Origin of the sequence: Nocardioides endophyticus, assembly GCF_039543845.1 — a bacterium.
Classification (GTDB): Bacteria; Actinomycetota; Actinomycetes; order Propionibacteriales; family Nocardioidaceae; genus Nocardioides; species Nocardioides endophyticus.
The window spans coordinates 443,518-455,012 of record NZ_BAABKN010000009.1 but is presented as its reverse complement, the minus strand read 5'-3'; the positions used below and the strand labels follow the sequence as shown (position 1 = coordinate 455,012).

Genomic DNA, 11,495 nt, shown 5'->3' with positions numbered 1-11,495 from the left:
TCCTACGTCTCGGTGAGGACGGTCAGCTGAGGACGAAGGCGAGGGCGATACCGATGATCGCGAGCGCCTCGGCGAGCGCGAAGCCGAGGATCGCGATCGACTGCAGGCGACCCTGAGCCTCAGGCTGGCGCGCGACACCGCTGATGTAGGCGGCGAAGATCAGGCCGATGCCGATGCCCGGGCCGATCGCGGCCAGGCCGTAGCCGATCATGTTGACCGAGCCGTTGAGAGTGCCGTCCACGGCAGTTTCCTTTCGGTTGTTACTTCAGGTGTTGTGCGGAGTGAGACTTCGGGGAACGCCCAGCAGGGCGCTGCCGGCAGGACTTCTAGTGCTCTTCGGAGATCGCGCCGGAGATGTACATCGCGTTCAGGAGGACGAACACGTAGGCCTGCAGGAACTGGATCAGGATCTCCAGGAACGCAACCGCGATGAACAGGACCCAGGCCAGCAGGCCGACCGGCGCGTACGCCGCGGACATCTCGAAGATGAGGTACTCGCCACCGAGGGCGAACAGGATGAGCAGCAGGTGGCCGGCGAACATGTTGCAGAAGAGTCGCAGCGCCAGCGTGACCGGCCGGACCAGGATGTTCGACATGAACTCCAGCGGCACCAGCAGGATGAGCATCGGGCCGCTGATGCCCGGCGGCACGGTCTGGTGCTTCAGGTAGCCGAAGAAGCCGTGTCGGCTGATGCCGGCAGCGTTGTAGACCACCCAGCTCAGGATCGCGAGGCCGTAGACCATCCCCGAGCGCGAGAACGTCGGGAACTGGATGAACGGGATGGTCGCGAAGAGGTTGTTGACCAGGATGAAGAAGAACAGCGCGAAGAGGTAGGGCACGTACTTCGCGAAGTCGCGCCCGCCGATGATGTCGCGGCTGATCGAGTTGCGGACGAATCCGTAAGCGCCCTCGCCGATGAACTGCAGCTTGCCCGGCACCATCGCCCGCTTGCGCGAGGCGAGGTAGAAGAACCCGAAGACGAGCACCGCCGCCAGGACGAGCTGGAGCATCGGCTTCGTGACACCGAGCACGAAGGTCTGACCGAACATCTCGAACGTGTCGGTCCCACCGCCGATGGCCGGGAGGTCGAAGTCCCCCGGTCCGGGCGGCGTGAAGCCATCGCTGCGCACCACGGCGGCTGCGTAGGTCACCGGTTCTCCTCTACTTCTGGTCGGACGGTTGTGCGCGATTGAAGCGGCTGAAGGTCAGGTAGATCCCGAGCGCCGCACCGAAGATGATCCCGATCGCGACGACGAACTCCGTCTCGAGCCATCGGTCCACGAGCCACCCCAGGAAGCCGTAGATCGCGACCCCGGAGACGATGTACCCGAAGGCATGCCACGGGTCGCCCTTCGGGCGCTCCCCCTGAGGTCCAGCCGACGGTTCCTGCTGACTCATTGCGAACCGGAGAATAGCAGTCGGGTTTGGTCATCGTTCCGCCCCCTCCGCCCTCGGCGCCGGCGTCTGGTCGACATCGGGCAGCGAGACGTCGTAGATGGGGATCCGACGGCTCGTCGCCTGCACGATCTGCGCCACGAGCCACACCATCGTGCCGGCGATCACGGTGCCGCCGAGCCAGGCCCGGTCGATGGTGTCGTCGAGCGCGCCGGAGCCGGAGAGGATGACGAAGGCCAGCGCCATCACGACGACCTGCAGGGTGTAGGTCATCACGGCCACGAGCAGCGATGCCGTCGGCATCACGGCCGCGACGGCGTTCACGGTGAAGGTGCCGAAGCCGAAGACCCCCACGACCAGGACCGTGCCCGCGAGCGCGCCGTACGCCGCCGCGGAGCCCGACACCAGCGCGCCGAGGGCGGTGGTCAGCAGACCCAGCAGGATCGTGGCGCCGGCCGTCCGCACGAGCACAGCCGTCCCTCTGATGAGGGGTGCCGGGCGGGCATCGGTCGTCATGTCGGCGGCCGTTCGTAGGGGGCTGACGGTGCATGCGCTCCCGACCTGGTCAGGGGCGCTTGTGAAAACTAGCACAAAGTCTGAGCGCACTGAAACCGGAACGATCCAAACCGCTCCGGCCCCATCAGAGCGGCCCTTCGTCGGGCGCCGGGACGGCCGGTGGAAGCTGGTCGGGGTGGTGCAGCTTCGGCAGCAGGAAGGTCGCGCCGACCGTGACGACCGCCATCGCCCCCACCGCGACCCAGGCCCAGCTCTCGCCGCTGTAGAGGCTGACCAGCACCGTCCCGAAGGCCATCAGCGTTGCCCACAGGTACATGATCAGCACCGCGCGCCGGTGGGAGTGACCGATCTCGAGCAGCCGGTGGTGCAGGTGCTGCTTGTCCGGCGCGAACGGCGAGCGACCGGCACGGGTGCGGCGTACGACGGCGAGGACCAGGTCGAGCATCGGCACGATCAGGATCGACACCGGCAGCAGCAGCGGGAGCAGGGTCGGCACCAGGCTCGCCTGCGAACCGGCCGCGCCCTCGCTGATCTGGTCGGCCGAGAACTGCCCGGTGAGCGTGATCGCACTCGCTGAGAGCACCAGGCCGATCAGCATCGACCCGCTGTCGCCCATGAAGAGGCGCGCCTGGTGGAAGTTGTGCGGCAGGAAGCCGGCGCAGGCACCGGCGAGCGCCGCGCTGAGCAGGGCGCCCGTGGTGGCCAGCGTGAGGTCGTTGATGTTGGCGAGCTGGTAGCAGTAAACGAAGATGGCCGAGGCGCCGATGCCGACGATGCCGGCGGCCAGGCCGTCCAGGCCGTCGACGAAGTTGACCGCGTTGACGGTCGCCACGACCACGAAGCCGGTGAGCAGCGCCCCCTGCGCCGGTTGGAGCGGGAACTGGGTCCCGTCGCTCCCAGTGAAGAAGACGTACTGGATGCCGAACGCGATCAGGAAGCCCGCGGCGAGCACCTGCCCGCCCAGCTTGGTGAGAGCATCCAGCTCGAACAGGTCGTCGAGCACCCCGACAGCACAGATCAGCGCCCCGGCGATCAGCACGACCCCGGCGTCACGGAAGACGAGCGGACCGCTGGTGGAGAGGAACGGCAGCTGTCGCGCCACGGCGTACGCCGCGACCAGGCCGCCCAGCATCGCGAGACCACCGAGGTACGGGATCGGGACGGCGTGCACGTCGCGGTCGCGGACCTTCGCGACCGCTCCCGTGCGCAGCGCGATCTCGCGGGAGACGACGGTCAGCAGATAGGTCGTCGCCGCGGCGACGATGAAGACGAGGAGGTACTCCCGCAAGGGCTCAGGCCTCGTCGGTCAGGGTCGCGCCGAGAGGTTCCAGGACGGCGTTGAGCTGCTCGAGGCTGAGCGCACCCAGGCGCAGCACCCTCCCTTGGGATCCGGTGACGTCGATGATCGTGGAGGCCTCACCACCGCGAGACGTCCCTCCGTCGACCACCACGTCGACGTCGTCGCCGAGCATCTCGATCGCCTGGTCGGCGTCGGTGGCGGCCGGCATGCCGGTCTTGTTGGCCGAGCTGACTGCCAGCGGCCCGGTCCGTTCGAGGATCGCGAGGGCGATCTCGTCGTCGGGCATCCGCACGGCCACGGTGCCGCGGCTGTCGCCGAGGTCCCACTGCAGCGAGCTCTGCTGGTGGCAGACCAGGGTCAGCGGGCCGGGCCAGAACTCTTCGACCAGCGCCCGGGCGTACCCGGGGACCCGGACCGCGAGCGCGTCGAGCGTCGTGGCCGAGCTGACCAGCACGGGCGGCGGCATGTTGCGGCCGCGGCCCTTGGCCGCCAGCAGACCCCGCACGGCGACCGGGTCGAACGCGTCCGCCCCGACGCCGTACACGGTGTCGGTCGGCAGCACGATGAGCTCGCCCTGCTGGACCGCGAGGGCTGCCGCCTCGACCGCGGCCTCACGCTCCTCGTCGGTCCCGGTCGGATAACGCTCGCTCGTCACAGTGCCCTCCTTCTGGGGCTCATCGTGCCAGCCGGGCCGTCGTGAAGCGTGCGCGCCCTGCCAGGTCGGCGTGGTCCCTGACATCGGTCCAGCGACCGGTCGCGGAGAAGACCGCCGGCGCGGACTCGCCTTGAGCATCGGCGTGCTCGAACCCGACCACTCCCCCGGGCCGCAGCAACAGGGCCGCCCGGCGTTCGAGCACCCTGATCGCGTCCAGCCCGTCGGCGCCGGAGAAGAGAGCGAGGTGCGGGTCGTGGTCGCGGGCCTCGGGCGCCACCGACTCCCAGGCGTCGAGTGGGATGTATGGCGGGTTGCAGGTCAGCACGTCGACCGTGCCTGCCAGGTCGTCGAAGGCGGTCGCCATGTCGCCCTCGCGCAGGTCGACACCGGTACCGGAGAGGTTGCGCTCCGCCCACGGAAGCGCAGCCTCGTCGAGCTCGACGGCGTGCACGCTCGCCGCAGGGACCTCGTCGGCGATCGCCTTCGCGACAGCTCCCGACCCGGTGCACAGGTCGACGACGACGGGCGCCCTCCCGGTGGTCGAGACCGCCTGCTCGACCGCCCAGCCGGCGAGCAGCTCGGTCTCGGGCCGGGGCACGAACACCCCGGGTCCGACGGCGAGCTCGACGTGACGGAAGTAGGCCGTGCCGGTCAGGTGCTGGAGCGGCTCCCGGGCCGCGCGACGGGCGATGAGCGCGTCGTACTCCCCCAGGGCGTCGTCGGGGACGGTGTCGACCAGCGGCAGGCGCGAGCGCGTCGTGCCGAGGGCGTGGGCGAGCAGCTCCGCGGCGTCGTGCTCGGGGCTGGCGACCCCGGCCCCCCGGAGCCGGTCGACGGCCGCGGAGAGCACGGCCCGCCGCGACGTCATTGCTCGAGCGCCTCGAGCCGGGCGGCCAGGTCGGCCTCGATGCAGGAGTCGAGCACCGGCTGGAGGTCACCGTCGAGCACCTGGTCGAGGTTGTAGGACTTGTAGCCGGTGCGGTGGTCGGAGATCCGGTTCTCCGGGAAGTTGTAGGTGCGGATCCGCTCGGAACGGTCGACCGTGCGGACCTGGCTGCGGCGGGCCGCGCCGGCCTCGGCGTCGGCCTTCTCCTGCGCGGCGGCCAGGATCCGGGCCCGGAGGATGCGCATCGCCTGCTCGCGGTTCTGCAGCTGGCTCTTCTCGTTCTGACAGCTGGCGACGATGCCGGTCGGCACGTGGGTGATCCGGACCGCGGAGTCGGTGGTGTTGACGCTCTGCCCCCCGGGGCCACTGCTGCGGTAGACGTCGATGCGCAGGTCGTTGTCGTCGATCTGGACGTCGATCTGCTCGGCCTCGGGGAAGACCAGCACCCCGGCGGCGCTGGTGTGCACCCGCCCCTGCGACTCGGTGACCGGGACCCGCTGGACCCGGTGCACGCCGCCCTCGAACTTCAGCAAGGCGTACGGCGCGGTCCCGGGCTCGGAGGTGCCGCGCGCCTTCACGGCGACGGTGACGGACTTGTAGCCGCCGAGGTCCGACTCGGCGGCGTCGAGGATCTCGACCTTCCAACCGCGGGCCTCGGCGTACCGGGTGTACATACGGAGCAGGTCCGCGGCGAAGAGCGCCGACTCCTCCCCGCCCTCTCCCGACTTCACCTCGAGGATCGCGTCCTTGTCGTCGGCCTCGTCGCGGGGCACGAGCAGCCGGCGCAGCCGCTCCTCGGCCGCGTGGATCCGCGGCTGCAGGGCCTCGACCTCCTCGGCGAACGCGGAGTCCTCCGACGCGAGCTCGCGGGCGGCGCCGAGGTCGTCACCGAGCGCCTGCCAGTCCCGCCAGGCGCCGATGATCGACGACAGCGCGGCGTAGCGCTGGTTGAGCTGCTTGGCGAGCCGTGCGTCAGCGTGCGTCTCGGGCTCGGCCAGCCGCGTCTCGATCTCGGCGTGCTCGGCGAGCATCCCCTCGACTGCCTCGAACATCGGCTTCTCCTCGCGTGACGGGTGCGGACAAATGACGAGCGCCGGTCCCCGCCACGTGGCGGGGACCGGCGCTCGGAAGCAGCTACTTGCTCTCGGCGGCAGCGGCCTTCTTGGCGTAGCGGGCCTCGAAGCGGGCGACGCGACCGCCGGTGTCGAGGATCTTCTGCTTGCCGGTGTAGAACGGGTGGCACTGCGAGCACACGTCGGACTTGATGACGCCCGACGCCACGGTGCTGCGCGTCGTGAACGTGGAGCCACAGGTGCAGGTCACCTGGGTCTCGATGTAGTCCGGGTGGATGTCCTTCTTCATGCTGATGTCCTCTCGATAGCCGCCGGGTCGCCTCGCTCCCTACGAGGAGGCGTGAACCGGAGCCGACAGACGATTCTGCCATGGGTCCAAACACTTGGGTAATCGACAACATTCCCGCGTACGGCACGCTCGACGGGCGTGGCTGGCCGGCCTACGGGGCGGGCTCCGGCTGGGGCTGGTTCTCCACCACGGAGAGGATCGCGGGAGGGGTCACGACCGGCTGCGGCGCCTGGGCCTGCACCGGGAGGCGCACGGTCACGGTGGTGCCGACGCCCTCCTCCGAGTCGATGACGACGGCGCCGGCGTGCCGGTCGACGATCGTCTGCATGATGCGGACGCCGAGGCCGGTGCCGGCGATCTCGTTGGACACCGCGTTGGACGCCCGGAAGAAGCGGGTCCCGAGCCGGTCGATCTCGGCCGACGGGATGCCGATGCCGCGGTCGGTGACCGCGACCTCGACCTGGCCGCGGCCGGTGGTGACGGCCACCTCGACGATCCCGTCGTCGTGGCTGAACTTCACCGCGTTGGTCACCACGTTGAGGAAGGCCCGGTGCAGCATCGCGCGGTCCGCGAGCACCGCGACGTCGATCTGCGGCAGCTTCACGCCGATCCTGATGCTCCGGCGGGCAGCCGTGAGCTTCACGTCGACGACCACGTCGCGGACCAGGGCCGGCAGGTCGACCGGCTCCATCTGCTGGTTGCTGCCCTCGGCGCGCTGCAGGGTGAGCAGGTCGTCGATGAGCATCTTGAGCCGGGCGACGTTGCGACGCGTCGCGTCGAGCATCCGCTCGTGCCGCGGCTCCATCTGCCCCTCGAACTCTTCGGCCACCAGCTCGAGATAGCCGCTGATCGTGGTCAGCGGGGTGCGCAGCTCGTGGGAGACGTTGGCGACGAAGTCGTCTTTCGCGGTGTCCAGGGTGCGCAGCTCGCGCTGGATCCAGAGCTCGACGGCGCGCGCCCGGGTCTGCGCCTCGGCGAGCTCGTTGAACGCCTGGGCGACTGCCTGGACCTCCTTCGGCCCGGCAGCAGCGGCTCGTACGTCGTGGTCCCCGCGGGCCATCCGCTGCACGACCTTCTCGAGCGCCAGCAGCGGGGTGGACAGCTCGGCGAGGACCCGCCGGCGCGACCGCGCCATGAAGGCGGCCGCGGCGACCGCCAGCAGGATGACGGCCAGCACGGTGCCGCGCAGCCGCATCGAGACGCCGTCACTGGCCGATCGCACCCGGCTGTCGAACGCCTGGGTCGTGGTCTGGTGCGCGGAGCGGATCGCGTCGAACGCCGCGTTGCCGGCCCGGACGTCCCGCGGACGCGCGCCGGCGCCCCCCTCGGCGGCCATCCGCGGCGCGGCGTACCCGTCGATCCAGGCCTGTGCAGCGGCATCCTGGCGCTCCACGGCGATCTGGAGGGCCCGATCGCCGTCGGCGTACGCGCTCACCTCCTGCTCGTGCGCGCTCAATCGCAACGTGGCCTGTCGGTAGTCGTCGGCCGCGCTGGGCAGGCCGACGCTCGCCCAGGCCTCGGCGGCGGCCGACATGTCGGTGAGGTCCTGGTAGACCGCCTGGTTGGCGGCGGCGGCCGGCGACAGCTCGTCCGTCAGGTCACTGACCGCAACGGCCGAGACGATGACACCGATGACGGCAACCGCGGTGGCGAGCGCACCGAGGAACCCGATCCGCGCCAGAACAGACGACACGACGCGCGCCACCGGACGGCCAGTCATGACGTGAGAACACCCCCCGTGTCCGCCGGGCGCGACCAGCACCCCTCCCACGGCAGGAGGCTACCCCCGGGCTACGGCTGGACGCCGCTCAAACGGCCCACTTTGTGGCGACCTTGCGCCTACCTTGCGGCTACGGGGTGGAGCGGCTCAGCAGCGCCTGGACCCGCGACGCGAGCTCGCGGGGGCTGAAGGGCTTGGTGATGTAGTCGTCGGCGCCCGAGTCGAAGCCGGTCTCGACATCGGACTCCTGCGCACGCGCGGTCAGCAGGATCACCGGCAGGTCGGCCAGCGCCGGGTCGGCACGGATCGCGCGAATGGCGTCGAGTCCGGACACCCCCGGCATCATCACGTCGAGCACCGCGAGGTCCGGGCGTTCGGCCTGACAGGCCTCGATCGCCGCCGCGCCGTCCGCTACTGCGACCACGTCGTGGCCGAGTGTCGAGAGCTTGAACTCGACGAGCTCGCGGATGTCGACGTCATCGTCCGCGACCAGGATCCGAGCCACGCGGGTCCCCTTCCCATTCTGATGTGCGGGCAGCCTAGCCGCAGCTGCCCTCGGATCGAGCACGACGGGCCGCTCCGTCGCGGGAGCGGCCCGTCGTCGGTGCCGGTCTACTCCTCCCGTGCGGACACGGTCGGGGTCGTCTTCTGGACCTGCATGAGGAACTCGATGTTGGTCTGGGACTTCTTCAGGCGCTCCAGCAAGAGCTCCAGTGCCTGCTGCCCGTCCGTCGACGAGAGCACTCGTCGGAGCTTCCAGATGATGGCCAGCTCCTCCTTGCTCAGCAGGAGCTCCTCACGGCGGGTGCCCGACTGGACGGCGTCGATGGCGGGGAAGAGTCGCTTGTCCGCGAAGTCGCGGCGCAACCGGATCTCCATGTTGCCGGTGCCCTTGAACTCCTCGAAGATCACCTCGTCCATCTTCGAGCCGCTCTCGACGAGCGCCGTCGCCAGGATGGTCAGGGAGCCGCCGTCCTCGATGTTGCGCGCTGCGCCGAAGAACTTCTTGGGCGGGTAGAGCGCGGCCGAGTCGACGCCGCCGGAGAGGATCCGGCCGCTGGGCGGCGCGGCCAGGTTGTAGGCGCGACCGAGTCGCGTGATGCCGTCGAGCAGCACCACCACGTCGTGACCGAGCTCGACGAGCCGCTTGGCCCGCTCGATCGCGAGCTCGGCGACGGTGGTGTGGTCGGCGGGCGGCCGGTCGAAGGTCGAGGAGATGACCTCGCCCTTGACCGAGCGCTCGAAGTCCGTGACCTCCTCGGGCCGCTCGTCGACCAGGACGACCATCAGGTGGCACTCGGGGTTGTTGGTCGTGATCGAGTTCGCGATCGACTGCAGGATCATCGTCTTGCCGGCCTTCGCCGGGGACACGATGAGCCCGCGCTGGCCCTTGCCGATCGGCGCCGCGATGTCGATGACCCGGCCGATGAGGTTGTCCGCCCCGGTCTCGAGGCGCAGTCGTTCGGTGGGGTAGAGCGGGGTCAGCTTCGAGAACTCGACGCGGTTCTTCGCGACCTCGGGGTCGGCGCCGTTGACGGCGTCGATACGAACCATCGGGTTGAACTTCTCCTTGCGCTCGCCCTCGCGGGGCTGGCGCACCTGACCGACGATCGCATCGCCGCGGCGCAGGCCGAACTTGCGCACCATCGACAGCGACACGTAGACGTCGTCGGAGCTGGCGAGGTAGCCGCTGGTCCGGACGAACGCGTAGTTGTCGAGCACGTCGAGGATGCCGGCGGCCGGCACCAGCACGTCGTCCTCGAGGATCGTGGTGTCGGGCTCGTTGCGCTGGCCTCCGGTGCCACCGCCCGCGGGGCGAACACTGCGGTCGCGGTCACGTCCCCGGCGGCGGCGGTTGCGCCGGCTGCCCTCGCCGTCGCCGTCCGCGTCATCGTCGTGCTGGTCCTGCTGACCTTGGTTGGGCTGACCCTGGTTGGACTTGTTCTGCTGGCCGCGGTCCTGCTGGCCGCGGTCCTGCTGGCTCCGGTCCTGCTGGCTCCGGTCCTGCTGGCCCCGGTCCTGCTGGCCCCGGTCCGGCTTCTGGTCCTGCTTGGGCTCCTGCTGCTGGCCGCGGTCCTGCCTCGGCTCCTGCTTGCCCTGCTGCTGGTTCCGATCCTGCTGCTGGTTCCGGTCCTGCTGGCGGTCGCGCTGCTGGCGGCGCTCCTGCTGCGGCTGCTTGTCCTGGGCCGGCAGCTCCTCGGGCCGCTTCTCCTCGGCCGGCTCCTGTTCCAGGGTCGGCTGGTCCTCGGCCGATGCCTTGGCGCGGCCGCGCCTGGCCTGCGCCGGCTTCTTCTCCGCTGGCCGGTCCTGCCCCGGCTGGTCCTGCGTCGGCTTCTCCTGGCGAGGGCCGCCGGACTGCTGCGACTTGATCGCGTCGACGAGCTGGGCCTTCTTCATGCCGCCCGCGCCCGCGATGCCCATGCCCGCCGCCATCGACTTCAGGTCGGCGAGGAGCATGGCATTGAGGCCGCCACCGCGCTTCTTGGCGGGCTTCTCAGCGCCCGCGCCGGTCGGCTCGGTGGTGCCTTCGATGGTTTCCGTCACGTGAGGTCCTTCCCACGTTCAGTGCCGATCCGGCCTCGGGCCGGCGGCGTACTGGTCAGTGCTTCCTCGCCCGCCGTGGCGCTCGGTTCCGAGGCCGTCGGGCCGCTGGGCGGCAAGCCGCCGCATCACGAGGAAGAGGGTGCACGGTGCCGCCTTCACGACCGGCGGTGCCACGCCGAAGAACTCGACGCACCGTCAAGATACACCCGTCAGGAGAGCCGTGCTCCCGCGGTCTCCACTTCGAGCCGGTGGCTCACCCAGCCGTCCGGACACCGGGCGAGCAGGCGGTCGGCGCCGGCCGCGTCGGTGAACGCCAGCACCGTGGGACCGGCGCCGGAGACGAGGGCCGGTAGGCCGTCGGCGCGCAGCCGGTCGACCAGGTCCAGGGAGCCCGGCATGGCGGGGCGCCGGTACTGCTGGTGCAGGTAGTCGCGGGTCGCGCGCAGCAGGTGCTCGGGCTTGCCCGCGAGCGCCGCGACGAGCAGGGCGGTCCGCCCGGCGTCCGCCGCGGCGTCGGCGTGGGGCACCTCGGCGGGGAGCAGTCCCCGGGCGACCTCGGTCGAGACCCCCGTGGGCGGCACGAACACGACCACCTGGATCCGCGGGTCGACTGGCGAACCGACCGAGTAGAACTCGCCGTCCTCGTCGCGACCGGAGATGGTGAAGCCGCCGTAGAAGGCCGGCGCAACGTTGTCGGGGTGGCCTTCGATCCGGGCGGCCAGCCGGAACAGCGCCTCGTCGTCGGCCAGCAGCGCTCCCCCGGCCACCAGCCCACGAGCGAGCACGACGCCCGCGACGATCGCGGCGGACGACGAGCCGAGGCCGCGGGCGTGCGGGACGACGTTGGCGCACGACAGCCGCAGACCCGACGGCTGGGCGCCCATCAGGTCGAACGCGGCGCGCATCGCACGGACCACCAGGTGGCTCTCGTCGCGCGACACCGCGTCGGCACCCGCACCGGTCACCTCGACCTCGAGGCCGCTCGCGACCACCTCGGCGACCAGCTCGTCGCGCATCGACAGGGCGAGCCCGAGCGAGTCGAACCCCGGGCCCAGGTTGGCGGAGGTCGCGGGAACGGAGGCCCGCACCGGGCCTTCGACGAAGGTCGTCACGGCAG

At 70.6% G+C, this 11,495-nt stretch carries 13 protein-coding genes; all 13 read right to left on the bottom strand.

Annotation, left to right across the window (positions count from 1 at the left end; genetic code table 11):
- Positions 1-22: 22 nt before the first annotated feature.
- Positions 23-211: an ATP synthase F0 subunit C gene (gene atpE / locus ABEA33_RS08250; RefSeq protein ID WP_193661572.1), complete on the bottom strand. Its 189-nt coding sequence runs from the start codon at positions 209-211 to the stop codon at positions 23-25.
- A 115-nt stretch (positions 212-326) separates the two neighbouring features.
- On the bottom strand, positions 327-1,151 hold the full coding sequence (atpB, locus tag ABEA33_RS08245; protein ID WP_345526261.1) for a F0F1 ATP synthase subunit A: 825 nt from the start codon (positions 1,149-1,151) through the stop codon (positions 327-329).
- A gap of 10 nt (positions 1,152-1,161) precedes the next feature.
- Positions 1,162-1,398 (bottom strand): AtpZ/AtpI family protein, encoded by a 237-nt coding sequence (locus ABEA33_RS08240; protein ID WP_345526260.1) that lies wholly within the window; start codon positions 1,396-1,398, stop codon positions 1,162-1,164.
- Positions 1,399-1,428: 30 nt separating this feature from the next.
- The gene (locus ABEA33_RS08235) at positions 1,429-1,911 is read right to left on the bottom strand and encodes a hypothetical protein (RefSeq protein ID WP_345526259.1); all 483 of its coding nucleotides are present in this window, start codon (positions 1,909-1,911) and stop codon (positions 1,429-1,431) included.
- A gap of 124 nt (positions 1,912-2,035) precedes the next feature.
- Positions 2,036-3,199, bottom strand: a complete 1,164-nt coding sequence (locus ABEA33_RS08230; RefSeq protein WP_345526258.1) for an MraY family glycosyltransferase — start codon at positions 3,197-3,199, stop codon at positions 2,036-2,038.
- Positions 3,200-3,203: 4 nt separating this feature from the next.
- The gene (locus tag ABEA33_RS08225; RefSeq protein WP_345526257.1) at positions 3,204-3,866 is read right to left on the bottom strand and encodes an L-threonylcarbamoyladenylate synthase; all 663 of its coding nucleotides are present in this window, start codon (positions 3,864-3,866) and stop codon (positions 3,204-3,206) included.
- 19 nt (positions 3,867-3,885) lie between these two features.
- Entirely contained in the window at positions 3,886-4,734 is an 849-nt protein-coding gene (gene prmC / locus ABEA33_RS08220; protein WP_345526256.1) for a peptide chain release factor N(5)-glutamine methyltransferase, read from the bottom strand.
- On the bottom strand, positions 4,731-5,804 hold the full coding sequence (gene prfA / locus ABEA33_RS08215) for a peptide chain release factor 1 (protein WP_345526255.1): 1,074 nt from the start codon (positions 5,802-5,804) through the stop codon (positions 4,731-4,733). Before prfA ends, prmC begins: the two co-directional genes overlap by 4 nt.
- 82 nt (positions 5,805-5,886) lie before the next feature.
- Complete coding sequence (rpmE, locus tag ABEA33_RS08210) at positions 5,887-6,114, bottom strand: 50S ribosomal protein L31 (RefSeq protein ID WP_345526254.1); 228 nt, start codon at positions 6,112-6,114, stop codon at positions 5,887-5,889.
- Between the two features lie 151 nt (positions 6,115-6,265).
- Positions 6,266-7,807: a sensor histidine kinase gene (locus ABEA33_RS08205; protein ID WP_345526253.1), complete on the bottom strand. Its 1,542-nt coding sequence runs from the start codon at positions 7,805-7,807 to the stop codon at positions 6,266-6,268.
- 157 nt (positions 7,808-7,964) lie between these two features.
- Positions 7,965-8,339 (bottom strand): response regulator transcription factor, encoded by a 375-nt coding sequence (locus ABEA33_RS08200; protein WP_345526252.1) that lies wholly within the window; start codon positions 8,337-8,339, stop codon positions 7,965-7,967.
- Positions 8,340-8,446: 107 nt separating this feature from the next.
- A complete protein-coding gene (gene rho / locus ABEA33_RS08195) occupies positions 8,447-10,291 on the bottom strand; it encodes a transcription termination factor Rho (protein WP_345526304.1) in 1,845 nt (614 codons plus the stop codon).
- A 296-nt stretch (positions 10,292-10,587) separates the two neighbouring features.
- The gene (thrB, locus tag ABEA33_RS08190; protein ID WP_345526251.1) at positions 10,588-11,490 is read right to left on the bottom strand and encodes a homoserine kinase; all 903 of its coding nucleotides are present in this window, start codon (positions 11,488-11,490) and stop codon (positions 10,588-10,590) included.
- Positions 11,491-11,495 lie beyond the last annotated feature (5 nt).

What these genes read in the sequence shown, in the direction of transcription:
- atpE (WP_193661572.1), bottom strand. Translation starts at nt 211, where the DNA reads ATGATCGGCTACGGCCTGGCCGCGATCGGCCCGGGCATCGGCATCGGC.
- ABEA33_RS08240 (WP_345526260.1), bottom strand. Translation starts at nt 1,398, where the DNA reads ATGAGTCAGCAGGAACCGTCGGCTGGACCTCAGGGGGAGCGCCCGAAG.
- ABEA33_RS08235 (WP_345526259.1), bottom strand. Translation starts at nt 1,911, where the DNA reads ATGACGACCGATGCCCGCCCGGCACCCCTCATCAGAGGGACGGCTGTG.
- prmC (WP_345526256.1), bottom strand. Translation starts at nt 4,734, where the DNA reads ATGACGTCGCGGCGGGCCGTGCTCTCCGCGGCCGTCGACCGGCTCCGG.
- prfA (WP_345526255.1), bottom strand. Translation starts at nt 5,804, where the DNA reads ATGTTCGAGGCAGTCGAGGGGATGCTCGCCGAGCACGCCGAGATCGAG.
- rpmE (WP_345526254.1), bottom strand. Translation starts at nt 6,114, where the DNA reads ATGAAGAAGGACATCCACCCGGACTACATCGAGACCCAGGTGACCTGC.
- rho (WP_345526304.1), bottom strand. Translation starts at nt 10,291, where the DNA reads ATGCTCCTCGCCGACCTGAAGTCGATGGCGGCGGGCATGGGCATCGCG.